This window comes from Rhodococcus sp. 320_ES (assembly GCF_059691855.1).
Genome location: NZ_JCAWAG010000001.1, coordinates 488,520 through 513,325 on the forward strand (window position 1 = coordinate 488,520; position 24,806 = coordinate 513,325).

A 24,806-nucleotide genomic window follows, 5' to 3' on the forward strand; every position below is an offset into this window, starting at 1 on the left:
GTCATGCTCCTGCAGTCGATCGTCACCGCCAGCGCCGAGGTCGGCGCCACGCGCTCGCGCAAGGCCAAGACCGCCACCATCGCCGACCTAATCACGTCGGCGACGCCGGAGGAGCTCGCACCCGTCGTCGCATGGTTGTCGGGGGAGACGCTGCAGGGCCGCATCGGCGTCGGTGGACGCACGCTCGTCGGTGCGCGCGGACAGGCTGCGGCCGAGCCGTCGCTCGACGTGGCAGAAGTCGACGGCGTATTCGACGAGTTGGCGACCACATCGGGGACCGGGTCGGCGAAGAAACGCCTCGACCTGTTGGAGTCGATCTTCTCCCGCGCCACCGCGGAGGAGCAGGACTTCCTCTTCCGCCTGATCACCGGCGAGGTGCGGCACGGGGCGCTGGAAGGGGTCATGACCGACGCCATCGCGACGGCGTCGGGACTGAAGTTGGAGGTCGTGCGTCGAGCCTTCATGTTGTCGGGCAGGCTGCCGGCCACCGCGGTCGCAGCCATGACCGGCGGCGCCGATGCGTTGGCGGAGTTCCGGTTGCAGGTCGGCCGGCCGGTGCGCCCGATGCTGGCGTCGCCGGCGGAATCGTTGGCGGACGCGCATTCCGATCTCGGGGGAGACGTCAGCGTCGAGTTCAAATTGGACGGGGCCCGCATTCAGGTGCACCGCGACGGCGACGAGGTCCACATCTTCACCCGCACGCTGCGCGAGATCACGTCGTCCGTCCCGGAACTGGTGGAGCTGGTGCGCGGATTGGATTGCCGCAGCGTGGTTCTCGACGGTGAGACCTTGGCGCTCGCGGACTCCGGTCGGCCCCGGCCCTTTCAGGAAACGATGAGCCGCTTCGGCGCCACGTCCGAACGCGAGTTGTTGCTGCAGCCGTACTTCTTCGATTGTCTCGAGCTGAACGGTGAGGACCTGCTCGATCGTCCGCTGTCCGAGCGGCTCGAGGCGCTGCGGTCGGTAGCGGGGCAGCACCTGATTCCGTCGCTGCGGGCACCCGATCTCGAGGCCACCGAGGCGCACCTCGACGCAGCGCTCAGCGCGGGCCACGAGGGCATCATGATCAAGGCGCTCAGCTCCCCGTACGCGGCGGGTCGGCGCGGAAAGTCGTGGCAGAAGGTCAAACCCGAGCACACACTCGATCTGGTCGTGCTCGGCGCGGAGTGGGGGTACGGGCGTCGTACCGGGTTCCTGTCCAACCTCCACCTCGGAGCGAGGGACGTGGACGGGGGCCCACCGATCATGGTCGGCAAGACGTTCAAGGGATTGACCGACGAGCTGCTGCGGTGGCAGACCGAGGAATTTCCCAAGTACGAGTCGTCGCGCGACAAGTACGCCGTGTATCTCGATCCCACTCTGGTCGTGGAGATCGAGCTGGACGGTGCGCAGGTGAGCACTCGGTATCCGGGCGGAGTCGCCCTACGGTTCGCGAGGGTGCTGCGCTATCGACCGGACAAGGATCCGGCCGACGCGAGCACCCTGGACGACATTCGAGCGCTGCTGCCGGGGAAATAGCTAGACCGCTTGCTTTTCCTTCGCCGGCGGACCGCCGAACGACTGCACCTTCTTGGGAAGAGCGAACACGAGCACGAACGCCAGGAGCGCGAACCCGGTGCTGACCCCCATCGCGTGTCCGGCTGCGTGGGTGAAGCCGTCGGCCACGGCCGCCGGATCCGGCCCGGCGATGGTCAAGGACCCGAACAGAACGCTGCCGATCACGGCGATGCCGACCGCGCTGCCCACTCGCTGCATCGTCGAGATGACGCCACTGGCGGAACCGGCGTCCTCGCGCTCCACGGTCGCCACGATGAACTGAGCGTTCGGGGCGATGAAGCACCCGTTGCCGAATCCGGCGATGAGCAACGGCGGCAACGTCTTCCACATCGTCAGGTCGGACGCATCGGTGAACAGCAGGGTGAGCCAGAGCCATCCCAGTCCGATAGTGACCAAGCCCGCGCCGAGTACGAGGACGTTGCGGCCGAGCGCCAGCGTGAGTCGGTTGCTCTGCGACGAGGAGACGATGCTGCCCACCGCGAAGGGCAGCGACACCAGACCCGACTGCAGCGCCGAGTTACCCAAACCGGTCTGCCACAGGATGGAGATCGTGAAGAAGATCGACGTGAACGCCGCGAAGTACACCAGGGCCAGGATGGTTCCGCCCGTGAACGCCGGGCGGGTGAACAGTCGCGGCGGAACGAGGGGCGTGCGTCCGCGCGAGGTGTAGAACACCTCCCACGCTCCGAAAGCGGCGATCAACGCAGCGCCGACGACCAGCGTGGCGTAGGTCCAGAGCGGCCACCCCAGGTCCTGGCCTTCGATGAGCGGAACCAGCAGAGCGACGAGTCCGGCGGTCACGAGCAGCAGCCCGATCCAGTCGATTCGCTGGTTGCTCGCCGTCGACGGTTCCTGCGCGCCATCGGTTTCGGCCTTGGTCGGCAGGAAGCGCACGGCCAGGATCAGCCCGACGATGCCGATCGGAAGGTTGACGAAAAACACTCCGCGCCAGCCGGATTCCTCACCCAGAACTTGGATGATCAGGCCGCCGATGATCGGTCCGAGGGCGGACGAGACGCCGATGACGGCGCCCATGATGGCGAACGCCTTGCCTCGCGCCTGCGGCGGGAACAGCAGTTGGATGTACGCGGTGACGGCCGGGACGAAGATGCCGCCGGCCAGACCCTGCACCACACGAGCCGTGATCAGCGACAGATCGTTGGTCGCGAGCCCGCACGCCAGGCTCGCCGCCGTGAACAGCGCGAGGCCGGTGAAGAAGACCCATTTGTGGCCGACGCGATCGCCGACTCGGCCCGCGGTGATCAGTGCGAGACCGAAGGCGAGGGCGTAGCCGGAGATGATCCACGACAGAGTCGCTTCGGAGGCGTCGAGGCTCACTCGGATGGTCGGTAGCGCGACGTTGACGATGGTGGTGTCGAGCAGGGCGATGAACATGCCCAGAAGCAGGACGATCAGTGCCCGCCATGCGCTGCGAGGAATTTCGGTGGGAGCGGACATGCGGGGTAGAGCCTTTCGAAAACGTCGATGAGGGCAGTGTCCATTCGGCGCCGGGCCACGGTTGGACGACAACGGTCGGATGACACGCGGGTACCCGATCGGGTAGTGCACTACGCGTGCTCGCCCCCGTCCTCGTGGCAAGTATCGGTCGCATGACAGATATCGAGGGTGGTTCGGCCCCGAGGCGGTCGAAGATCATGGAGTGGGTCCGGCGGTATCTTCCGGCGGAGATCGCGGCGACCGTCGGCGAGTTCGGTGGGGCCGCGCTGGGTTATGCGGCGACGGGTTCCTTCGCGGTGGCTGCGGTGGTCGGCACCGTCGGCGCGTCCGTGGGGTACTACGCGGTGTCCTTTCAGCGAGCGACGGTGGCCTACTACCGCATGGACGTCGTGCGACGCGGCCTGCGGCGGCGGCTGTTCGCGGTCCTGCTCGCACTGCGCAGTCTGACGCTCGAATTCGGCCCGGCCGAGGTGATCGACACCTTCGGCGTCCGACCTCTCTCCTGGTACGTCGGGCTGTCCGTGGTCGGCAACACGATGGCGGGGTGGCTGACCGCGAAACTGGTTGCCGACGTGGGCTTCTACGCCTGCGCGATCGCGAGCTACGAGATCAACAAATCCAGGCTGGCGCCGACTCCCGACGCTGCGACATCGAGGACGTGTGATGGAACCGCGGCGGCGACGCAGGCTGGCTGAGGAGTTGCGGGGTTCGGCGCCGATGTTCGCGGACCTCGTTGCTCGTCACGGCACCCCACTGCTCGTCCTGGACCCACGCGACGTGGCCGCGAGTTACGCCGGACTACAGAATCTGTTGCCGTACATACGCTTTCACTATGCGGTCAAAGCACTGCCCCATCCGGCGGTGATTGCGGCGGTGCTCGCACGTGACGGGTGGTTCGACGTCGCGACCTCCCACGAGGTCGACCACCTGATCGGCCTCGGCGTCGACACGAGCCGCATGATTCACACGCACCCGGTGAAGAAGCCCGCCGAGATCGACCACGCGTACGGCGTCGGCGTCCGAACCTTCGTCGTCGACAGTGTCGCCGAGGTCGAGAAATTCGGCCCCCGCCACTTGGGCGCCGGTGTTCTGGTGCGGCTCGCGTTCCCGGATCCGTCGGCCAAGTCGAATCTGTCGGCCAAGTTCGGAGTGCCGCCCGACGACGCGGACGTGGTGGTGAAGCAACTGCTCAGCAGCGGTATTCGGGTGGACGGTTTCAGCTTCCACGTCGGTAGTCAGGGGAGTGCGATCGAGCCGTTCGCGGCGGCGATCGGGCAGACCGTCGACCTGATGGACCGCGTGGAATCGTCGATGGGAATCGAGCTCCGGACTCTCGACATCGGGGGAGGGTTCCCCGTGTCCTACCGGGAACCGGTGCCGGACATCGCGGAGATCGCGTCGGTGATCGACACCGCGCTCGCGTCGGTGCGGGACCGCTACGTCGTCCTCGCCGAGCCCGGACGGTTTGTCGCGGCATCCTGCATGACCCTGCTGACGAGCGTGGTCGGAACGTCGATCCGAGACGGACGGGTGTGGCACTTCCTCGACGACGGCGTGTACGGCAGCTATTCGAACGTGATGGCCGAGGACGTACACCCGGCGGTGCTCGCGCTGGACGAGCTCGGGGGCGACGTGTGCGCGCCCATGTCCCCGGTGGTTCTGGCCGGACCGACGTGCGACAGCGTCGACGTCGTCGCGGCGGACTACCCGATGCCCGAACTGCACGTCGGCAGCGTCCTGGTCAGTCCGATGATGGGCGCCTACACCGCGGTGTCGGCCTCGCGCTTCAACGGACTGCCGCCCACTCCGATCGTGGTCGTCGGTTAGATTGCCGAGCGATGCTCACCTCACCGTCGGCCGTCGGCCTCCTTGTCGGCTTCGTCGCCGACCGCGCGCTGGGCGATCCGGCACGCCGGCACCCGGTGGCGGCGTTCGGCACGGCCGCCGCGGCGCTCGAGCGGCTCACCTACCGCCCGTCACGAGCGGCCGGCGCCGCGCACGTGGGAATCCTCGTGGGAGCGACGATGTTCGTCGGCGCTCGGGCGCAGCGATTGCCACCCGCAGCCGAGGCGGCGCTCACCGGAGTGGGCACGTACTTCTGCCTCGGCGGCACGACGCTGTCTCGAACGGGCAGGCGCATGTCCGCTGCGCTCGAGCGTGACGATCTGGTGTCCGCCCGCGACATTCTGCCGTCCCTGTGCGGCCGCGATCCGTCCGTTCTGGACCGCGACGGACTGGCCCGTGCCGCGCTGGAATCCGTCGCGGAAAACACCTCGGACGCCACCGTCGGTGTACTCGTCTGGGGCGCCGCGCTCGGCCTGCCCGGCGTCCTGGGATACCGCGCAGTGAACACGCTCGACTCGATGATCGGGTACCGATCGCAGAAATACCTCCGATTCGGATGGTGCGCCGCGCGTCTGGACGACGTCGTGAACCTGATTCCCGCGCGGCTCACGGGCGCGTTGACCGTCGTCGTCGGAGGTAATCCGCGAGGTGCGGCGCAGGCGTGGCGCCGTGATGCGCGTAAGCATCCCAGCCCCAACGCGGGCGTCGCGGAGGCATCCGCGGCCGGCGCTCTGGGCGTCACGCTGGGCGGGCGTACCCAGTACAGCCACGGTGTGGAACTACGGCCGACGCTCGGAACGGGACCGTCGCCGACGCCGGCTGATCTTGCGCGCGCAGTGGATCTCTCGGCTCGCGTTCAGTCCTCGGCCGCGGCGGTCACCGTGCTATTTGCCGTAGCGGTCGGCCATGCGCGAACTCGTCGCGTCGGTCGTCGCCGGGGGCTTCTTCCGGCGCAGTGATCGGCGGGGTACGAGCAGTCGGTCCAGGTCGTCGTGCTCGTCGTCGTCGAGCACAAGCAGTTCGGGTTGGGGTTCGGGCTCTTCCTTCTCCTTGCGGCGTTCGCGCAACTCGGCCCGCACGAAGTACGCCAGACCCAGCGGCGCCATGATGCCGAAGGCGATCCACTGCAGTCCGTACGACAGATAGGGGCCGGCGTCGAGCTGCGGCAGGGCGATGGTGCCCAGGCCGCCGGGTTGGCCGTCGGCGAGCTGAATGTAACCGTCGACCGGGGTGGTTCCGGTGAGGGCGCCCACCTGCGATGCGGTGATCGAATAGACCTGCGGCAGGCTCCCGCCGGAGCCCGGGATGGGGTTGCGCTCCGGTGACGGAGTTTCGTCGACGCGCAGACGACCGTCGAGAACGACCTGCCCGCTCGGGGGCGGATCGATGGTCGGTGGCTGATTTCCCTCGGTCGGCAGCACGTACCCGCGGTTGATCACGAGGGTGGGACCGGAGTCGGTGCGGAACGGGGTGAGCACCTCGTACGACGGCGTCTCGTTGACGCTGCGCAGGCGCACCAGAACGTCGGCGTTCGGCGTGTAGGTGCCGGTGATGGTCACGCGCCGCCAGTCGTCGTCCGCGCTCACGCTGCCGCCGGATATCAGTGCGTCGGCCGCAACCGGATCCGCGTCGAGAGAACGAGCAATCTGGTCGTTGCGCTCGGTGGTCGACGAATTCTTGCCCAGCTGCCACGGCGCCAGGACCGAGAAACACAGGTAGGCGAACAACGCCACCACGGCGGCGAGCACGAGCCACCCTGGTTTCAGGAAGTAGGTCAACCGGCGCACAGCTACAACGGTAGCGCTAGACGCGATCGGCGACCCAAGCCAGCAGACCGGGCACCGCCGCCTCGATCTGCAGGCGCACGGTCGTGAAGTCGTCCTCGTCGCCGTAGTACGGATCGTCGACGCTCTCGCCGTCGGCATCCGGATCGAAGCTGCGCAGTAGCGCCAAGCGCTCGTCGGGCACGCCGGCCCGCCGCAGGTCTCGCCGGTGACCGGTATCGAGTGCGACGACGAGGTCGGCGGAGAGGATGTCGTCGTCGAGCGTGCGGGCACGGTGCTCCGACGGGTATCCGTTCGCGTCCAGCTCGGCGACGGTGCGCGGGTCGGCGGGGTCTCCGACGTGCCAGTTCCCGGTGCCCGCGCTGGTGACTCGCACGCGGTCGGACAGCCCCTCGCGGGCGATAGCGTCGGCAAAGATCTTGTCCGCCATCGGTGATCGGCAGATGTTGCCGGTGCAGACGAACGTGACGTGCAGCTCAGACGGTGACGTCATCGAGAACCTTGCTCAGTTCCAGCATGGACGTGACGGTCCAGCGCGCGTCCGCGTGTTCGGACGGGTGGCCGTAGCCCCACTCGACGAGGACCGCCGGAATGCCCCACTGCGCGGCGCCGTAGACGTCGTGCTCGCGGTCGCCGACCATGACGACGGCGGGGGTGCCGCCGTCGGTGGCGGCGGTGGGTGTCTTGCCGACCTCGCCGAGAGCGCGGGCGATCACGTCGGCCTTCGCGCGGCGGCTGCCGTCGTCGCTCGCACCGGCGATGAACTCGAAGTAGTGCGAGAGCTCGAAGTGATCGAGGATGCGTGTGGCGAACTTCTCGTTCTTCGACGTCGCCACCGCCATCGTCGTTCCCGCTTCGGCCAATCCGTCGAGGACCGACGTGATGCCCTCGTAGACCGTGTTCTCCGCCCACCCGCGCTCGTCGTACCGGGCGACGTACGCCGCGAGCGCGCGCTGGGTGCGGTCGTCGTCGAAGCCGAACGAATGGAACGAGTCGATGAGCGGCGGGCCGATGACCCGGCTCAGCATCTCCGGCGTCGGTTCGGGAGCGCCGACGGTGTCGAGGGCGTGCCGGAAGCCGGCGATGATGCCCGGCGCCGAGTCGGTGAGGGTGCCGTCGAGGTCGAAGAGCACGGTGTCGGCACGGAAATCCATACCCGCAGTGTATGTCGTGACAAACCACCGCTCGTTAGGGTCGGGTCATGAACGACGTGACGGTTGCCGAGGTCATCGCTGCGATGGACGAGGCGTATCCGCCGCGTCTGGCGGAGGACTGGGACTCCGTGGGGTTGGTGTGCGGTGATCCAGCCGAGCCCGCGGCGAAGGTCATGTTCGCCGTCGACGCCACCGCCGGAGTGGTCGACGAAGCGCTGGGGTGGGGCGCGCAGATGCTGATCGTGCATCACCCGCTGCTGCTGCGCGGCGTGGACACCGTCGGCGCGCAGACACCCAAGGGTGCGCTGGTGCAGAAGCTGATCCGCGGCCGGTGCGCGCTGTTCACCGCCCACACCAACGCGGATTCGGCGCTTCCCGGGGTTTCCGACGCGCTGGCAGACGCGGTGGGTCTGGTCGACCTGCGGCCGCTCGACGAGAAGCCTGCGCCGCCGATCGACAAGTGGGTGGTGTTCGTTCCGGTCGAGAACGCGGACGCCGTGCGCGCGGCACTGTTCGCTGCCGGAGGCGGAGAGATCGGCGACTATCGTGAATGCAGTTGGAGCGTAACGGGTCTCGGACAGTTCCTGCCTTCCGACGGCGCTCATCCGGTGATCGGCACGGTCGGCACGGTGGAGTTCGTCGAGGAGACTCGGCTGGAGATGGTGGCGGACCGCAGTGCGCGGTCGGCGATGCTGACGGCTCTGCGCGCCGCGCATCCGTACGAGGAAGTCGCGTTCGACGTGCTCGAAATGGCGTCGTTGCCGTCGGGTCGGGGCCTGGGACGGGTGGGTCGTCTCGACGTCCCGGTGACGCTGCGCGAGTTCACCCGAGCGGTGCAGGACGCTCTGCCGGAGACGGTGTGGGGCGTGCGCTCCGCCGGCGATCCGGACGCGATCGTGCGGACCGCCGCGGTCAGCGGCGGCGCCGGCGACTCCCTGCTGGGTGCGGCCACCAAGGCCGGAGTCGACGCATTCGTGACGTCGGACCTGCGCCACCACGTGGTGGACGAACACCTACGAGCCGGTGGACCCGCGGTGATCGACGTGGCGCACTGGGCGGGGGAGTTCCCGTGGTGTGGCCAGGCGAAGGACATGCTGGACGGTCGCTTCGGGCAGCGCGAGGGGTGGGCGTCGACCATGTGCGAGCTGCGGACCGATCCGTGGACGTGTGGGGGCTTCGCCCCCCGTGCGTGAAAACCGCCCCTGGAGGGGCGGAAATCGCGCACAGAGGGGGTGGGGTCGGCCTGTACGGTTGCAGCCGTGAACGTCGATCATCGGGTACAACTGAAACTTCTCGACCTCGCTGCGCTGGACACCGAGCTGACTCAGCTCGCGCACCGCCGGCGAACCCTGCCGGAGCAGGCCGAGTTCGATCGACTCGAAGCCGAGCGCATCTCCCGCAAGGACGCCGCGGTGGCCGTGCAGATCTCCCTCGACGACCTCGACCGCGACATTCGCAAACTCGAAGGCGAGATCGACGCCGTCCGCATGCGCGAGGAGAAGGACCGCGCCGCCTTGGCCGCCGGACACGTCTCGGCCAAGCAGCTCACCGAACTGCAGCACGAACTCACATCACTCGAGCGGCGCCAGGGACTCCTCGAGGACGAGCAACTCGAAGTCATGGAGCAGCGCGAGGCGTCGCAGAGCGACTACGAGCACGCCGGAGCGCAGCTCAGTCAGGTCGAAGACCAGCTGATCGACGTCGCCCGCCGCCGAGACGACGCCGTGGCCGACCTCGATCGCACCGAAAGTGCGCGCCGCGCACAGCGTTCCGAGCTCGCGTCACAGTTCCCGGACGAGCTGATGAGCGTCTACGAGAAGCAACGCGAGCGCGGCGGTATCGGCGCCGCCGCCCTGCGTGCCCGCCGCTGCGGCGCGTGCCGCATCGAGATCGACCGCGGCGAGATCTCGCGCATCGCCGCCGCCGACCCCGACACCCTCGTCCGCTGCCCGGAGTGCAACGCAATCATGGTGCGCACCAAGGAATCCGGCTTGTGAGCAGCGACGGCCCGTCCCACGACAAGGTCGTCGTCGAGGCCGACGGAGGATCGCGCGGCAACCCGGGTCCCGCAGGCTACGGCGCAGTGGTGTGGGACGCCGACCGCTCCGTGGTGCTCGCCGAGCGCAAGGAATCGCTCGGCGTCGTGACCAACAACGTCGCCGAATACCGGGGCCTGATCGCCGGTCTCGACGCTGCGGCCGCGCTCGGCGCGCGCGAGGTGACCGCGCGGATGGACTCCAAGCTCGTGGTCGAGCAGATGTCCGGACGCTGGAAGGTCAAGCACCCGGACATGATTCCGCTGCACCGGCAGGCAACCCTGCAGGCGTCCGCGTTCGACCGAGTCGAGTACAGCTGGATCCCGCGCGCCGAGAACTCGCACGCCGACCGGTTGGCCAACGAAGCGATGGACGGCGACGTCGACACGACTCCGGACATGACCCCGGACGCCGCACCGGAACGTCCGTCGAAAGCGGATCTGCCTGCCTGGCAAGCCGTCACGGGCTCGGCGACACGCTTTCTCCTGCTCCGACACGGACAGACGCCTCTGTCGGTGGATCGCCGCTATTCCGGTCGCGGCAATCCCGAGTTGACCGACGTCGGCGTCGCACAGGCTGCTGCGGCAGCCAAGCGCATCGAATTCATGGGCGGAGTCGACGCGATCGTCTCGTCCCCGCTCTCGCGTGCCCGCGCCACCGCGTCTGCGGTCGCCTCTGCTGTCGGCGTGGACGTCGCCGTCGACGAGGGATTGACGGAGACCGATTTCGGCGAGTGGGAAGGCATGACGTTCGCCGAGGTGAACACGCGTGATCCGGAGCTGCACACGAAGTGGATGGCCGACACGTCGGTGTCCCCGCCCGGCGGCGAAAGTTTCGACGCGGTCCGTGAGCGGATCGGCGAGACCCGAGATCGGTTGTTGCAGAAGTACGCCGGCCAGACAGTGGTGGTGGTGACGCACGTGACGCCGATCAAGACCATGCTGCAGTTCGCGCTCGACGTCGGCCCGTCGATCCTCTACCGCATGCACCTCGATCTGGCGTCGTTGTCGATCGTGGACTGGTTCGACGACAACCGGGCGTCGGTCCGGCTGGTCAACGACACGTCCTACATCTGGGCCTGATCACGTCACCAACCACAGCGCGCCGACCGATGCGACCAGGGTCAGCGGTACGGTGATTGCTCCGAGCGCGGTGAACGTGGACAACTGCGGGTTCTCGCCCTGTGCGCGAGCGCCTCTGCGCCAGAGCATGATCGCCAGCGAGCCGACGTAGGTGAGGTTGGGTCCGAGGTTCACACCGATGACCATGGCGAGGAGCAGGGTCGGCGGTGCGCCCGTTCCCAACGCGGCCACCAGCAACAGGGTGGCCGGCAGATTGTTGAGGATGTTCGAGGTGACGGCCGCGATGGCCGCCGTCGCCAGCAACGCGAGGAACGTGGTCGACGTCGGCAGCAGGTTCGCCACCCACGTTCCGATGGGTCCGGCTGCGAGGCCCGCCACGACGACGCCGAGCGCGAAGACGAAGGCGCAGAACCACAGATCGGCCGCGGCGACGATCTTCTTCATCGTGGTGACGCCGCGTGTCAGGCCCGGCACCGCCAAAGCGACTGCTGCAGCCGCGGCGATCCACGCGGGCGCGACGCCGACGAAACCGGAGACCCCGAAACCGACAAGTGCAGCGCCGATGATCCAGAGTGCCAGCACCGGTGCGTCTTTCGACTCGATGGGCTCGGGCTCGGACGCGGCGCCGCGCAGATCCCGTCGGAAGAAGAGCAGGAAGACGAGCAACTCGACGACGATGGCAGCGAGCCACGGCGCGGCCATGTAGGCGGTGAACTGCAGGAACGTGAGCCCCGTCGCCGAGAATGCGAGGAGGTTGGTCAGGTTCGAGACGGGCAGCACCGTCGAGGCCGAGTTCGACAGGTGCGCAACGGCATAACTGTGGGGACGCGTCGACATTCCCGAGGCGCGCGCGGCGCCGATGATCGCCGGCGTCAACAGCACCACCGTGGCGTCGAGGCTCAGCACCGCTGTGGTGAGCGACGCGGCGACGAACACGAGGACCAGGAGTCGACGAGGATTGCCCACCGATCCGCGCCGCAGAAGCACCGCGATCCAGTCGAAGACGCCGTGGGCGTCGGCCAGATGCGCGAGAACGAGAATGGCGGCGAGGAACGCCACCGTCGGGGCGAGTTCGGTGACTTCCTCGCGAGCTTGCCCGACGGTCACGACACCGACCACGATCGCGACGATCGCAGCCGGGAGCGCGATCACGATCTCGGGGAGACCACGGGGGCGAACGATGGCGAAAACGAGAACGGCGGCCACCAGGGCCAGCGCGAGAATGCTCACGCGAGCATCTTCTGCAGTGTCCGCAGATTCCGGGTGGTGGTCGTCGACTTGTACCGCGCCTTGGCCGATGCCTTGCCGACGACGCTGGTCAAGGTGTCGCCCTTGACCACGCGCCAATACAGCACGTTGTGCTCACCCAACTCGCACTGTTCGACCTCGGGGTCGAGGGAGTCGGCCAGCCCGGCGAGTTCCGTCGTCGACTCGCCGTCGGACGAGAACACGACGTACGGGTGGTGATCGGGATCCTCGGCGTCGAAGGGGAAGTTCGCGACGACGGTCTCGAGCGTGGGGACGTCGAGAACGATGACCCACGCCGTGTAGCCGAAGGTGTCCGACAGAACGCGTTCGATCTTTTTCTTGACCGACTCGGGCTTCCGATCGTCGGATTCGAGGAGCACGTTTCCGGATGCGAGGAATGTCCGAACTTCGCCAAAACCCGCTTCGGTGAGCGCTGTTCGCAGATCCGCCATCTTGATGTTGATGCCACCGACGTTGACTCCGCGCAGCAGTACGACGAACCTCATTCGTGAAATTCTAGGCGGTGCCCGTACGATCACCCACGCGGACGAGTTGGCCGGGCGGCCGCGGCGAGGAGAACTGGCGACCCGAGTGTCGTCAAGCTTCGCGCCGAGGAAAGTCCGGACTCCACAGAGCAGGGCGGTTGTTAACGGCAACCCGAGGTGACTCGCGGGACAGTGCCACAGAAAACAGACCGCCGGCGGGGCATTCGTGCCACGCCGGTCAGGGTGAAACGGTGCGGTAAGAGCGCACCAGCATCTCGGGTGACCGAGATGGCTAGGTAAACCCCGCCCGGAGCAAGGTCGAAGGTCGCACACGCCGCTCGCGGTGCGTGCGATTGCGCAGGTGTTCGAGGGCTGCTCGCCCGAGCCTGCGGGTGGACCGCTCGAGGCACCCGGTGACGGTGTGTCCAGATGGATGGTCGCCACTCGGAATCCACGGATTCCGAGGACAGGATCCGGCTTAGAGGCCGACTCGCCCGCCCCACTTCTGTTCGGGGCTCCGCGCGTGGCGTCAGCTCAGACCTTTGAACAGGTCCAAGAAGCCGAGGAAGTTGAATCCGCCGAAAAGGTCGAAGAAAAATCCGTTGTCCAAATTCATGGGTAGGTCACCTTCGCTTTGGGGGAAGCCCGGCATTCGGATCGTGCACGCTGGACGGGGTGGGGGTCCGGCCACCGTCGCGTGCGACGGTAGGAAGCGGGCCGGACCGCCCGGGGGGTCAGCTCAGTCCGGCGAAGAAGTCCAGTCCGCCGAAGATATCCGACAGTGCGCCGAAGAGGTCTGCGAAGAACGAAAAGTCGAGTGGCACGGTGAATCTCCTTCGTTGGTGAACAGTGTCGGACTTCGAGTTTCGCATCCCGCCGCCGTCGATGCTCGATCAATGGCGGCAACAAATGGATATCGAATTGGCTCGGCAGTTGTTATGCGCGCAAATGAGAACGGCCCCCGTCGGACTGTGTCCGACAGGGGCCGTTGATGATTCGAGGGAATCAGATCGGGGTGATCACGAAAAGATTGGCCCAGTACTGAGCAGCTTCGGCCCCGAGGTAGGGGAGGAGGTTGTCGTAGATGATGGTGGACACAGTTGAACTCCAATCGGTGACACGGGCCTGCGATCGCGTCCGATCCTAGCGGGTGGAGGCCCCGGCAGGGGAGACTGGGCGTCATGAGGCGACTGGTTGCTGGTGACGTGAGTTTCGACCGCATTCGAGCCGAGTTCGACCTCCCTGTCACCTACCCGGCGGATGCGGTTGCGGACGCCGTCGCCGCGGTCGATCGCTTCGCCGGCGGGCGGCGGGACGCCACCGATCTCGCCTTCGTGACCATCGATCCGCCCGGTTCCATGGACCTGGACCAGGCGCTGCTGGTCACCCGGACGCCCGACGGTTTCCGTCTGCACTACGCGATCGCCGACGTGGCCGCGGTGGTCGCCCCCGGCGGCGCCCTGGACGCCGAAACGCGGCGGCGCGGGCAGACCGTGTACTTGCCCGACGGATCGGTCCCGTTGCATCCGCTCGAGTTGTCGGAAGGGTCCGCCAGCCTGCTGCCCGGCACCACGCGACCCGTCGCGCTGTGGACCGTCGACCTGGACTCGCGCGGTGAAGCGGTCTCGTGGACGGTCGAACGAGCCCTGGCGCGGTCGACCCAACGGTTCACCTACGCGGAGGTGCAGCAGTCGGTGGACGCCGGCGCCGTGCACCCGTCGCTCGAACCACTGCCGGATCTCGGGCGGCTACGGATTGCTCGCGCGGTCGATCGCGGCGCCATCGAACTGAAGTTGCCCGAGCAGGAGGTGGTGGCCGACGGCGACGGCTGGCGCGTCGAGCAGGCGCCCCGTACCGACGTCGACGACTGGAACGCGGAAATGTCGCTGCTGACCGGAATGTGCGCGGCCGCCATGATGATCGACGCCCGAGTGGGCCTGTTGCGGACGCTGCCGCCGCCCGCGGACGACGACGTCGACGCACTCCGACGGGTCGCGGCGGCACTCGGCATCGACTGGCCCGCCGAGACGGCGCCCGGGCCGCTGCTGGCCACTCTCGACCCGATGCGACCGGCGACGCTGGCGATGATGACCGAGGCGACGCGTCTGCTGCGCGGGGCCGACTACGCCGCGTTCGACGGGGCCGTGCCGGAGCAGCCGAACCATTCCGGGATCGGCGGGCCGTACGCGCACGTGACCGCGCCGCTGCGGCGATTGGTCGACCGGTTCGCGACCGAGATCTGCCTGAGCATCGCGGCGAAGACCGCCGTACCGACGTGGGTCACGGACGCGATGGCGACGCTGCCCGACGACATGCGCCGCAGCGACGCGATCGCGAGCAAGGTCGACCGCGCGTGTGTCGATCTCACCGAGTCCGTCGTTCTCGCACCGAGGGTGGGGGAGATCTTCGATGCCGCCGTCCTGCGGGGCAAGGAGGGCAAGAAATCGGCTCAGGTGTTCGTCGCCGATCCTCCCGTGATCGCCGAGTGCAGCGGCGAGCCGGCCGAGGGTACGCGCGTGCGAGTGCGCCTCGACACGGCCGACGCCGCGACCAGAACCGTGCGTTTCTCGCCCGCCTAGAGTCGACGCGCGGCCCGGTCCAGCCGGGCCCGCGTCTTTGGATATCCGACGAGATACTCGGCGCCGGACTGACCTTCGCGTTCGTACAGCACGCCGTAGGCGAAGGTGTCCTCACCGTCTTCGCGGGCCTTGGCCACTTCCACCATGATGTTGTCCTGAGAGACCGCGGTGTCGTGGTAATCGCCGAGGACCGACTGCACCGCCTTCGCAGCCTTGCCCACTTTCTCGGCGCGGTCGCCGAGAACGAGCGCCGCGGGCTCGGCGGCGTAGCGCAGCTTCTTGGCCGACTTGCGAACCTCGTGTACGGCGTCCGGGTTGTCGTCGGCGTCGGCAGCCTGTGCGTCGGAGGCGACCGCGTCGTACTGGCGCACGAGCACCTTGCGAAAGACCGTGTGCGCGGGCTTGTCTGCGCGGGTGGTGAACGGTGGGTTCTCCACGAGCTCGTCCAGAGCGTCGAGCAACGAGAAATACCGGTCGCCGTCCAGCTGCCGAAGAATTTCGGTGTGCGCCATGTCGTACACGCGACGTTGGGTTCCCACGAGACGGTCGACGACGTCGCCGTGCGACAGGTCCGGCTCCAGCGCGTCGATGGCCGAGTCGTAGCGGGCGGCCATGACCTCCGCGTCGCGTGCGGTGCCGAGAATATCGGCGAGCCAGGACAATTCGGCGCGGATGGCGTCGACCGTCGCGCGATCGAGCAGCGAGCGGTAGGACCGCAAGACGCTACGAAGGCGACGGGTGGCCACGCGCATGGCGTGCACCGAATCGTGCTCGTCCTCACGCACGCGTGGGTCGGCGGCGAGCAGACCGTCGACGTCGGCCGCGATGGCGAACCGAAGTGCTTCTCCCGCCGTGGACTTGGGCACAGGTGGGTGGACGGCGTCGCGGGCACTCGGCGCGGACGAGCCCAGTGCGCGGCTCAACTTCGAGGGCGACGAACCGGGTTCGGCTCCGTGTGCGAGGAGGTACCGATCCAGCTTCTTCAGCACCTTGCGGTCGCCGTCGACCAGTTCGAGTTCCCATTCACGCCACTGCGTGGTGGTCTCGGCGAGAAGGTTCTTGGCGGTGACCGCATCGTCGCACAGTTCCGCCGCGTGGTCGCTGTCGGCGGTCGCGATGCGCGTGACGGTCCGTCGAGTTTCTATGTGCGCCACCGGAACCAGATCCTTGCCGCGAATCAGGGCCCGCACCTGACCGACCACCTCGTCCGGCACCGTGTGCTCGTTGCCACCGGCCGACAGCGGGCTGCGCACCTCGAGTCGCTCGTCGGCGCTCACCGGAAGCTTGATGTGCCAGCCGGCGTCGGCGCTGCCCGTCCGTCGACGCAACGTGATGCGCCGACGCGTCAGGTCGAAGTCCCGAGTGTCGAAGTAGGTGGACGACGGGTGGGTGAGCTCGGGGGCGGACACCGACCGGACGGCTTTCACACCGTGCAGGTCGGGGACCGGGGTCTCGATTCCGACGTCGTACTTGGTCTCGATCTCGGCCTGGCGGGATGAACTCATGGTGTCATCTGTACCACTTGTCGGTTAACGGAAAGCGTCGGTAGCTTCGACGAGATGGTGGGTGATTCCCGGTTCGTTCGCCGAATGTCCTGCGTCCGCGGCGATTCGGAGTTCGGAACCGGGCCAACTGCGATGCAGGGCCCACGCACTGGTGGCCGGGCACACCATGTCGTAGCGACCCTGCACGATCACGCCGGGCACATCCGCCAACAGATTCATTCCGTCGAGCAACGGCTTCTCGAGGAAACCGCCGTTGCGGAAGTAGTGGTTCTCGATCCGCGCGAACGCCAACGCGAAGCGGGGCTCCGACGTCTGCTCCACCCGATCGGGTTTGGGCAGAAGCGAACTGGTGGCCCCCTCCCACGACGACCACGCGATGGCGGCACGCAGCGCCACATCGGGATCCTCGGAGTGCAGCAACCGGTGATACACCTCGACCAGATCGCCGTCCCGCTCGTCGGCCGGCACGGGATCGAGGAACGCATCCCACAACTCGGGGAAGACGTGCCCGGCCCCACCGTTGTAGTACCAGTCGATTTCGCTGCGGCGCAGCAGGAAGATGCCCCGCAGAACGAGTTCGGTCACACGCTCGCGGTGCGCCTGCGCGTAGGCCAGTGACAGCGTGGATCCCCACGACCCGCCGAAGACCAACCAACGCTCGATCCCGAGATGGCTGCGGAGCAGTTCCATGTCGGCGACGAGCTTCGGCGTCGTGTTCACCGACAGATCGGCTCCGTCGGCCACGTGTGGCGTGGACTGGCCGCACCCACGCTGGTCGAACAACACGATGCGGTACGCGTCCGGATCGAAGAAGCGGCGCTGATCACCCGTCGTCGCGCCCCCGGGACCGCCGTGGACGAACACCGCCGGCTTGCCGTCGGGGTTGCCGCTGACCTCCCAGTACATGCTCTGGCCGTCACCGACGTCGAGATGTCCGCTCTCGTGTGCCTCGACGGGCGGGTAGAGAGCGCGCATCAGATCCCCACCAGGCCCGACGCGAGGTCGGGTATGGCGAGTTCCTGAATGGCCTGTGTGCGGACGTCCGCGCAGGTGTCGGTGGTGACGCGGTCGACGATGGCGCGGTCCTGAATCACCGACAGGTTGATCGTGCCGCTCTCCGCCGCCCACGTCTGAACAAGGATGTTCAGCCCGGCGCGGCCCAGGGTCGGGCCCTGAACTCGCCAGTTCTGCAGCTGCGCTTCGATGTCCGAGCACAGCTTCTGTGCCTGGGCGTCGGTGACTGTCGGGCCTGCCGGTGCGGTGGTGGTGACAGCAGCGGTGGTCGTGGACGTCGCCGGTTCGGTGGTGGTGGTGCCGGTGGCACATCCCGCCACGGCCAGAGCTGCTGCACCTGCGATCAGTAGTTTGCGCATGGTGAGAGCTTAGAAGCTGTGCTCCTCCGCGGGGAACACACCGGAGCGAACCTCGGCGGCGTAGGTGGCCGCCGCTGTGCGCAGTTCGTCACCCACGTTTCCGAACCGCTTGACGAACTTCGCGGTCTTGCCGCTGGTGTATCCGGCCATGTCCTGCCACACGAGAACCTGTGCGTCGCACTCGTTTCCGGCCCCAATGCCCACGGTCGGGATCATCAGCTTGCGCGTGACCTGACCGGCCAACTCGGCGGGAACCATCTCCATGACGACGGCGAACGCGCCGGCTTCCTGAACGGCGATGGCGTCGGCCACTAGCTGCTCGGACGCGTCGCCGCGGCCCTGAACGCGGAAACCGCCGAGGCCGTTGACGCTCTGCGGGGTGAAACCGATGTGCGCCATGACCGGGATGCCGGCGGCCGTGATCGCGGCGATCTGACCGGCGACGCGCTCGCCACCCTCGAGCTTGACCGCGTTGGCCTGGCCGTCACGCATGAAACGGACAGCCGTTTCCACGGCTTGCTGTGGGGAGACTTCGTAGGTGCCGAACGGCAGGTCGGCGACGACGAGTGCATTGGGGGCTCCGCGAACCACGCCGCGAACCAGCGGAATGAGCTCGTCGATGCCGATGTGCACCGTGGTGTCGTAGCCGTAGACCACGTTGGCCGCCGAATCGCCGACGAGAAGGACCGGGATGCCGGCCTCTTCGAAGATCCGGGCGCTGGAGTAGTCGTACGCGGTGAGCATGGCCCAGCGGTCGCCGCTGGCCTTCATCGCGTGGAGGTGGTGGGTACGGGTCTTGCGGCCTGTGGGCGCGGCGCCGTACACGGTCTGCTCGGACATCGTTGTCCCTTTCGTCCTCGAGGCCTGCCTGGCAGGTCCCCGGGTGGAGGTGATGACGTGCTCAGTCTGCCACCGCGGTCGAGGGATGGAGGAGTGCAGTTGGTCACACTCGTTGCTGCACGATCTGTCTCGGTAGCCGAGACAGATCGTGCAGTCGGGAACCGATTGAGCCGTGCTGCGTCCAACGAGTTGTGCGGGAATCGGAACTGGGCCGCCTACTTGCCCGACAGGACGGCGTCATCAGCGCGGGCCAAGCCATGGACTTGGGCATGAGCCGTGCGGCGATCGGTCGACGAGTGGCACGCGGGTCGTGGCGGTCGGTCGGGTACGGCGTGTACCTGAGCGGAGAACGGCAGTTCACCGACGCGGCCAAACTCCGGGCTGCTGTGCTGGGAGCAGGGAAGGGTGCGTGCGCCTTCGGCCCGAGTGCAGCGTGGTGGCACGGCATCATCGACCGGGCACCCGGCGAGGTGTGGCTGAACACCCCGGGCTCGCGATACGTCAAGCGTGGCAACGGAATCAATGCTCGTCGACGCGACCTTCAGTGGCGCGACGTCGAGAAGATCAGAGGGCTGCCGGTCACCGTGCTTCCTCTGGCCGTGCTCGAAGCCTGCGTCCTGGTGCCGAACGGATCGCAGCTGATGGATCGCGCGTTGCAACGGCACACGACGTTGCCGATCCTGCAGGCCGTGCACGAGATGCACGCGGGGCGTCGCGGAAGTGACGCCGTAGGACGGCTCCTGCGCACTGCCGCCGAGGGAGGGCACTCCGAGGCGGAGCGGATCCTGTTGCGACTGCTGCGGAGTGCCGGCATCACCGGGTGGCGAACGCACGTATCGGTCGGCCGCTTCGAAGTCGACGTGGCCTTCGTTCGGGCCAGGGTCGTCATCGAGGTCGACGGGTGGGCCTGGCACCGGGGCGTCGACCGTTTCGACCACGACGCCGAGCGGCAGAACGTTCTGATCAACGCCGGCTGGCACGTCCTGCGTTTCACCTACCACCGACTGGTGGAAGACCCTGTCGGCGTCATCGCCGACATCGAGAAGGCGTTATCGCACGATTTGTCTCGGTAACCGAGACAGATCGTGCACTACTCCCTCCACCGATTCGTGATGGGCATCCGGCGATCCCGGCCGAACGCGCGCGAGGTGATCTTGGTGCCGATGGGGTACTGGCGACGCTTGTACTCGGACAGGTCGACCTTCCGGATGATCTCGCGCACCATGGCCGCGTCGAACCCGGCGGCGACGATCTCCTCCTGGCCCTGATCGCAGTCGACGTATCGGTAGAGCAGTGCGTCGAGCACCTCGTAGTCGGGCAGGGAGTCGGTGTCGAGCTGACCGGGGCGAAGCTCCGCGGACGGCTCTTTCTCGATACTGGCCGCGGGGATCGGGGCCGTTTCGTCTCGAGCCGCCGCGGCACGGTTACGCCAGCGGGCCAACTCCCACACCATGGATTTCGGGACGTCCTTTATGGGCGCGTAGCCGCCGACCGCGTCGCCGTAGATGGTCGAGTACCCCACGGCCAGTTCGGATTTGTTACCCGTGGCGAGGACGAGGTGACCGTCGGAGTTGGACAGCGCCATCAGCGTCATGCCGCGGCAGCGAGCCTGAATGTTCTCCTCGGCCAGTCCGGTGAGCCCCAGTTGGCCGACGAAGGCGTCCACCATCGTCGCGATGGGTTGCTCGGTGAAGTGCAGACCGGTGCGACGGGCGAGATCGGCTGCGTCGCTTCGGGAATGATCGGACGAGTACTGGGACGGCATGGACACCGCGTACACGGAGTCGGCGCCCAACGCGTCCACCGCCACCGCCGCGACCACCGCCGAGTCGATCCCTCCCGACAGTCCGAGGATCACGGTTCGAAAACCGTTCTTGTGCACATAATCTCGAAGAGCCGTGACCAGAGCGCCCCATACCTGCTCCGGTACCGACATGGTCGGCGGGACCGGCGCCGGTGTGGCCTCGAAATGGGGAACGATGACGTCGGGCAGCTCGATACGCTCGATCCGCCATCGGCCGAGCCGCGGGTCCCGCTCTCTGCGAGAGGGATTCTCGGGTCGCGCGATGTCGACGACCAGCAGGTCTTCGACGAACTGGGGCGCGGAGGCGAGCAGCGATCCGTCCGGTGCGACGACCATGCTGCCGCCGTCGAACACCAGCTCGTCCTGACCTCCGACAAGGTTGGCGTAGGCGATCGGGACGCCGGCTTCACGAGTTCGAGTCGCCAGCACCGACTTTCGAATCTCGTCCTTGGCGATCTCGAACGGGCTCGCGGTGGGACACAGGAGCAGATCGACGCCCGCCGCGGCGTACGCCGTCACCGGACCACCGGGTTGCCACACGTCCTCGCAGATGGTCGTGCCCACCCGGAAGCCGTCGACGGTCACGATGGCCAGACGCGTACCCGGGGCGAAATAGCGAGCTTCGTCGAAGACGCGGTGCGTGGGGAGCGAGTGCTTGTCGTAGCGCCCCATCACCTCTCCGCGGAACAGGGTGGCCGCGCTGTTGCGAGAGCCGGACGCGTCGCGGTCGAGGTAACCCACCACCACCGCCATGTCTCCGCACCCGGCTCGATCGAGGTCGACGGCGAGCTTGTGCAGCGCAGCCACGGACGCAGCAGCGAAGGACGGCCGCAGCACGAGATCCTCGACCGGGTAGCCGGTGAGCGCCATCTCGGGGAACACGACCAGGCGCGCACCCTTCGCGGCGGCACGCGTCGACCACTCGACGACGAGTCGGCTGTTGTCGGCGAGGTCGCCGACGGTCGGATTGATCTGTGCGAGAGCAATACGCAGGGCGTCCACCTCGCCAACCTAACGGCGACGAGTCGGGGTGTCGCGACATGGCACCATCGGCAGCGTGAACTCTGCGCGCGTCTCGATGTCCGTTGCCGTGGCATTGACCGTGCTTCTCGCCGGCTGTGGCTCGGACACCGAGGGCACCGCCACGCCCGCGGAGCCCGCGCCGTCGTCGGCCGCGCCGTCGCCCACCGACTTCGGTGCGCAGTCCGTCGACTGGGGGAGCTGCGACGGCTACGCAACGGACGGCAACGACCTGCCCTCTAACCTGCAGTGCGCGCGCATCACGGTGCCCGTCGACTATTCGAATCCCACCGGCGACACCGCCCAGATCGCCCTCTCGCGTGCACCCGCGACCGGAGACAAGATCGGCTCGATCCTGGTGAATCCGGGCGGGCCGGGAGCGTCGGGTCTGTCGGCGGCGACGACCGGAGAGGCGACCGACATCGCGGCGCGCTTCGACGTGATCGGGTTCGACCCGCGTGGGATCGGCGCCTCGACCCCGGCGGTGCGGTGCCTCACCGGACCGGAGACCGATGCCGAACGCGCGGACGACGACACCGACACCTCTCCCGCCGGAATCGCGACGACGGAGGCGGAGAACAAGGACTACGCCGCCAAGTGCGCCGAGCGCACCGGGCCCGGGTTTCTCGCTCACGTCGGGTCGCAGGACGTTGCGCGCGACATGGACGTCATCCGATCCGTCCTGGGCGACGAGAAACTCACGTACATCGGCTACTCGTACGGCACGCGTATCGGGTCGACATACGCGCAGCTGTTCCCCGACAAGGTGCGCGCGATGGTTCTCGACGGTGCGATCGACCCCGAGCAGAACCCCGTCGACGAAGTGGTGGATCAGGCGGCCGGTTTCCAGAAGGCGTTCGACGACTTCGCCGCGGACTGCGCCAAGACGCAGAGCTGCCCGCTCGGAACATCGCCCGCGCAGGCGGTGGGGCAGTACCGACGGCTCGTGAATCCGTTGCTGGTGAACAAGGCTCGCACCACCGATCCCCGGGGTCTGAGCTACGAGGACGCCAACACCGGTGTGCAACAGGCGCTGTATTCGCCGTCCCTGTGGCGGGCTCTGCGCGTCGGGCTCAGCCAGCTCGCCGACGGAAGCGGCGACGTTCTGCTCTCGCTCGCCGATCTCTACAACGGCCGCCTGGACGACGGCTCCTACTCCAATCTCGAGGACGCGTTCAACGCCGTGCGATGCGTGGACGACCCGCAGATCACCGATCCGGCGGAGGCGGGCGAACTCGACACCAGGTTCCGCGAGGCCGCCCCGTTCCTGGACGACGGTCGAGGCAACGGCGCCGCAGCGCTGGACGTCTGCGCGTACTGGCCGGTTCCGTCGGTGGGAACGCCGAAGGTCACGGTGTCGGGCCTGGCGCCGACTGTGGTGGTGTCGACGACGGACGACCCTGCGACGCCGTACGAGGCCGGAGTCAACCTGGCCCGCGAGCTCGGCGGATCGTTGATCACCTTCAGGGGGACGCAGCACACCGTCGCCTTCTCGGGGGAGGACTGCGTCGACGAGCCGTTGGTGTCCTACCTCGTCGACCTGACGGTTCCCGAGAAGGGCCTGACCTGCTGACACTCGGTTCTCACATGTCGCTCGTTCGGTTTGTGAGGTCGGGGACAGCAAGACCGATTTAACGCCGTAACACGGATTTAACAGGGCGTGCCTAGCCTGACGGTCATGGATCGCCAAAAGGAATTCGTGCTGCGCACTCTGGAGGAGCGAGACATCCGCTTCGTCCGCCTGTGGTTCACGGATGTCCTGGGCTATCTCAAGTCGGTGGCGATCGCACCGGCCGAGCTCGAAGGCGCTTTCGAAGAGGGAATCGGATTCGACGGCTCGGCCATCGAAGGCTTCTCGCGCGTGTCCGAAGCGGACACCGTGGCCAAGCCCGATCCCGCGACGTTCCAGGTGCTTCCGTGGACCACCAGCAAGGGCCACCAGCACTCCGCGCGCATGTTCTGCGACATCGCGATGCCCGACGGCTCGCCGTCCTGGGCCGACTCGCGCCACGTTCTGCGCCGCCAGTTGAGCAAGGCGGGGGATCTGGGCTTCAGCTGCTACGTGCACCCCGAGATCGAGTTCTTCCTCCTCAGCGACGCACCTGAGGACGGTTCGCCTCCCACCCCCGCCGACAACGGCGGCTACTTCGATCAGGCCGTGCACGATTCGGCGCCGAACTTCCGCCGTCACGCCATCGACGCGCTCGAATCGATGGGCATCTCGGTCGAGTTCAGCCACCACGAGGCAGCGCCGGGCCAGCAGGAGATCGACCTCCGCTACGCCGACGCGTTGTCGATGGCCGACAACGTCATGACCTTCCGCTACGTGGTCAAGGAAGTCGCGATCAACGAAGGCGTGCGCGCCTCCTTCATGCCGAAGCCGTTCAGCGATCAGGCCGGCTCCGCGATGCACACACACATGTCCCTGTTCGAGGGCGACACCAACGCCTTCCACAACCCGGACGATCCGATGCAGCTCTCCGAGACGGGCAAGGCGTTCATCGCGGGCATCCTCGAGCACGCCAACGAGATCAGCGCCGTCACCAATCAGTGGGTCAACTCGTACAAGCGACTCATTCACGGCGGAGAAGCTCCCACGGCGGCATCCTGGGGCCCGTCCAACCGGTCCGCACTCATCCGTGTCCCGATGTACACGCCGAACAAGGCGTCGTCGCGGCGGGTCGAGATCCGTAGCCCCGACTCCGCGTGCAACCCGTACCTGACCTTCGCCGTCCTGCTGGCCGCGGGCCTGCGGGGAGTGGAGAAGGGGTACACGCTCCCGCCCGAGGCCGAAGAGGACGTGTGGTCGTTGACCTCCGCCGAGCGCCGAGCGATGGGCTACAAGGAACTGCCGGGGAGCCTGCACGAGGCGCTGGAAGCGATGGAAGGCTCGGAGCTGGTCGCCGAAGCACTGGGCGAGCACGTCTTCGACTATTTCCTGCGCAACAAGCGCCGCGAGTGGGAGTCCTACCGCAGCCACGTCACGCCGTTCGAGCTCAAGACCTACCTGAGTCTCTAGCTGTAAGGGTCGCGTAA

The 24,806-nt window shown here is 67.4% G+C and carries 22 protein-coding genes and 1 other RNA gene; 12 read left to right on the forward strand and 11 right to left on the reverse strand.

The window, feature by feature from the left end:
- Positions 1–3 precede the first annotated feature (3 nt).
- A complete protein-coding gene (locus tag AC59JP_RS02570; RefSeq protein ID WP_497324058.1) occupies positions 4–1,518 on the forward strand; it encodes an ATP-dependent DNA ligase in 1,515 nt (504 codons plus the stop codon).
- Here the strand turns inward: AC59JP_RS02570 and AC59JP_RS02575 are convergent, their stop codons facing one another.
- Positions 1,519–3,015 (reverse strand): DHA2 family efflux MFS transporter permease subunit, encoded by a 1,497-nt coding sequence (locus AC59JP_RS02575; protein ID WP_497324059.1) that lies wholly within the window; start codon positions 3,013–3,015, stop codon positions 1,519–1,521.
- A gap of 152 nt (positions 3,016–3,167) precedes the next feature.
- On the opposite strand from AC59JP_RS02575, the gene AC59JP_RS02580 reads away from it, so the two are divergent.
- Genes AC59JP_RS02580 through AC59JP_RS02590 form a run of 3 tightly spaced genes read left to right on the forward strand, consistent with a single transcriptional unit; the run spans position 3,168 to position 5,819 of the window.
- Positions 3,168–3,710 (forward strand): hypothetical protein, encoded by a 543-nt coding sequence (locus AC59JP_RS02580; RefSeq protein ID WP_497324060.1) that lies wholly within the window; start codon positions 3,168–3,170, stop codon positions 3,708–3,710.
- Positions 3,679–4,842: a type III PLP-dependent enzyme gene (locus AC59JP_RS02585; RefSeq protein ID WP_497324061.1), complete on the forward strand. Its 1,164-nt coding sequence runs from the start codon at positions 3,679–3,681 to the stop codon at positions 4,840–4,842. Before AC59JP_RS02580 ends, AC59JP_RS02585 begins: the two co-directional genes overlap by 32 nt.
- Before the next feature lie 11 nt (positions 4,843–4,853).
- Positions 4,854–5,819, forward strand: a complete 966-nt coding sequence (locus AC59JP_RS02590; protein WP_497324062.1) for a cobalamin biosynthesis protein — start codon at positions 4,854–4,856, stop codon at positions 5,817–5,819.
- Here AC59JP_RS02590 and AC59JP_RS02595 read toward each other — a convergent pair.
- The 3 genes from AC59JP_RS02595 to AC59JP_RS02605 are packed head-to-tail and all read right to left on the reverse strand — an operon-like array spanning position 5,745 to position 7,798.
- Positions 5,745–6,647 carry an SURF1 family cytochrome oxidase biogenesis protein gene (locus AC59JP_RS02595; protein ID WP_497324063.1) on the reverse strand — a complete coding sequence of 301 codons (903 nt, stop codon included), beginning with the start codon at positions 6,645–6,647 and terminating at the stop codon, positions 5,745–5,747. The genes AC59JP_RS02590 and AC59JP_RS02595 overlap by 75 nt on opposite strands.
- 16 nt (positions 6,648–6,663) lie before the next feature.
- Positions 6,664–7,137 (reverse strand): low molecular weight protein-tyrosine-phosphatase, encoded by a 474-nt coding sequence (locus AC59JP_RS02600; protein WP_497324064.1) that lies wholly within the window; start codon positions 7,135–7,137, stop codon positions 6,664–6,666.
- Positions 7,121–7,798 carry an HAD hydrolase-like protein gene (locus AC59JP_RS02605; RefSeq protein WP_497324065.1) on the reverse strand — a complete coding sequence of 226 codons (678 nt, stop codon included), beginning with the start codon at positions 7,796–7,798 and terminating at the stop codon, positions 7,121–7,123. Before AC59JP_RS02605 ends, AC59JP_RS02600 begins: the two co-directional genes overlap by 17 nt.
- Before the next feature lie 47 nt (positions 7,799–7,845).
- On the opposite strand from AC59JP_RS02605, the gene AC59JP_RS02610 reads away from it, so the two are divergent.
- The 3 genes from AC59JP_RS02610 (at position 7,846) to AC59JP_RS02620 (ending at position 10,916) form a co-directional block, all read left to right on the forward strand.
- Positions 7,846–8,991, forward strand: a complete 1,146-nt coding sequence (locus tag AC59JP_RS02610) for a Nif3-like dinuclear metal center hexameric protein (protein ID WP_497324066.1) — start codon at positions 7,846–7,848, stop codon at positions 8,989–8,991.
- 66 nt (positions 8,992–9,057) lie between these two features.
- Entirely contained in the window at positions 9,058–9,795 is a 738-nt protein-coding gene (locus AC59JP_RS02615; protein WP_497324067.1) for a zinc ribbon domain-containing protein, read from the forward strand.
- Positions 9,792–10,916, forward strand: a complete 1,125-nt coding sequence (locus AC59JP_RS02620) for a bifunctional RNase H/acid phosphatase (RefSeq protein ID WP_497324069.1) — start codon at positions 9,792–9,794, stop codon at positions 10,914–10,916. Before AC59JP_RS02615 ends, AC59JP_RS02620 begins: the two co-directional genes overlap by 4 nt.
- Here the strand turns inward: AC59JP_RS02620 and AC59JP_RS02625 are convergent, their stop codons facing one another.
- Positions 10,917–12,146, reverse strand: a complete 1,230-nt coding sequence (locus AC59JP_RS02625; protein WP_497324070.1) for an SLC13 family permease — start codon at positions 12,144–12,146, stop codon at positions 10,917–10,919.
- Positions 12,143–12,670 carry a DUF1697 domain-containing protein gene (locus AC59JP_RS02630; RefSeq protein ID WP_497324071.1) on the reverse strand — a complete coding sequence of 176 codons (528 nt, stop codon included), beginning with the start codon at positions 12,668–12,670 and terminating at the stop codon, positions 12,143–12,145. Before AC59JP_RS02630 ends, AC59JP_RS02625 begins: the two co-directional genes overlap by 4 nt.
- Positions 12,671–12,712: 42 nt before the next feature.
- Between AC59JP_RS02630 and rnpB the strand changes: the two genes are divergently transcribed.
- An RNA gene (gene rnpB, locus AC59JP_RS02635) (RNase P RNA component class A) lies at positions 12,713–13,146 on the forward strand.
- 684 nt (positions 13,147–13,830) lie between these two features.
- Positions 13,831–15,228 (forward strand): RNB domain-containing ribonuclease, encoded by a 1,398-nt coding sequence (locus tag AC59JP_RS02640; RefSeq protein WP_497324072.1) that lies wholly within the window; start codon positions 13,831–13,833, stop codon positions 15,226–15,228.
- Here the strand turns inward: AC59JP_RS02640 and AC59JP_RS02645 are convergent.
- The 4 genes from AC59JP_RS02645 to panB are packed head-to-tail and all read right to left on the reverse strand — an operon-like array spanning position 15,225 to position 18,946.
- Entirely contained in the window at positions 15,225–16,733 is a 1,509-nt protein-coding gene (locus AC59JP_RS02645) for a CYTH and CHAD domain-containing protein (RefSeq protein WP_497324073.1), read from the reverse strand. The genes AC59JP_RS02640 and AC59JP_RS02645 overlap by 4 nt on opposite strands.
- A 24-nt stretch (positions 16,734–16,757) precedes the next feature.
- Positions 16,758–17,708 (reverse strand): prolyl aminopeptidase, encoded by a 951-nt coding sequence (gene pip, locus AC59JP_RS02650; protein ID WP_497324074.1) that lies wholly within the window; start codon positions 17,706–17,708, stop codon positions 16,758–16,760.
- Positions 17,708–18,106 (reverse strand): hypothetical protein, encoded by a 399-nt coding sequence (locus AC59JP_RS02655; protein ID WP_497324075.1) that lies wholly within the window; start codon positions 18,104–18,106, stop codon positions 17,708–17,710. Before AC59JP_RS02655 ends, pip begins: the two co-directional genes overlap by 1 nt.
- Positions 18,107–18,115: 9 nt before the next feature.
- Positions 18,116–18,946, reverse strand: a complete 831-nt coding sequence (gene panB, locus AC59JP_RS02660; protein WP_497324076.1) for a 3-methyl-2-oxobutanoate hydroxymethyltransferase — start codon at positions 18,944–18,946, stop codon at positions 18,116–18,118.
- Between the two features lie 269 nt (positions 18,947–19,215).
- On the opposite strand from panB, the gene AC59JP_RS02665 reads away from it, so the two are divergent.
- The gene (locus AC59JP_RS02665; RefSeq protein WP_497324077.1) at positions 19,216–20,019 is read left to right on the forward strand and encodes a DUF559 domain-containing protein; all 804 of its coding nucleotides are present in this window, start codon (positions 19,216–19,218) and stop codon (positions 20,017–20,019) included.
- A gap of 17 nt (positions 20,020–20,036) precedes the next feature.
- Here the strand turns inward: AC59JP_RS02665 and AC59JP_RS02670 are convergent, their stop codons facing one another.
- A complete protein-coding gene (locus tag AC59JP_RS02670) occupies positions 20,037–21,752 on the reverse strand; it encodes an NAD+ synthase (protein ID WP_497324078.1) in 1,716 nt (571 codons plus the stop codon).
- A gap of 76 nt (positions 21,753–21,828) precedes the next feature.
- Here AC59JP_RS02670 and AC59JP_RS02675 point away from each other — a divergent pair, with 76 nt between their 5' ends.
- Both AC59JP_RS02675 and glnA read left to right on the forward strand, forming a co-directional pair.
- Complete coding sequence (locus AC59JP_RS02675) at positions 21,829–23,343, forward strand: alpha/beta hydrolase (RefSeq protein ID WP_497324840.1); 1,515 nt, start codon at positions 21,829–21,831, stop codon at positions 23,341–23,343.
- Positions 23,344–23,448: 105 nt separating this feature from the next.
- Entirely contained in the window at positions 23,449–24,789 is a 1,341-nt protein-coding gene (glnA, locus tag AC59JP_RS02680) for a type I glutamate--ammonia ligase (RefSeq protein WP_497324079.1), read from the forward strand.
- Positions 24,790–24,806 lie beyond the last annotated feature (17 nt).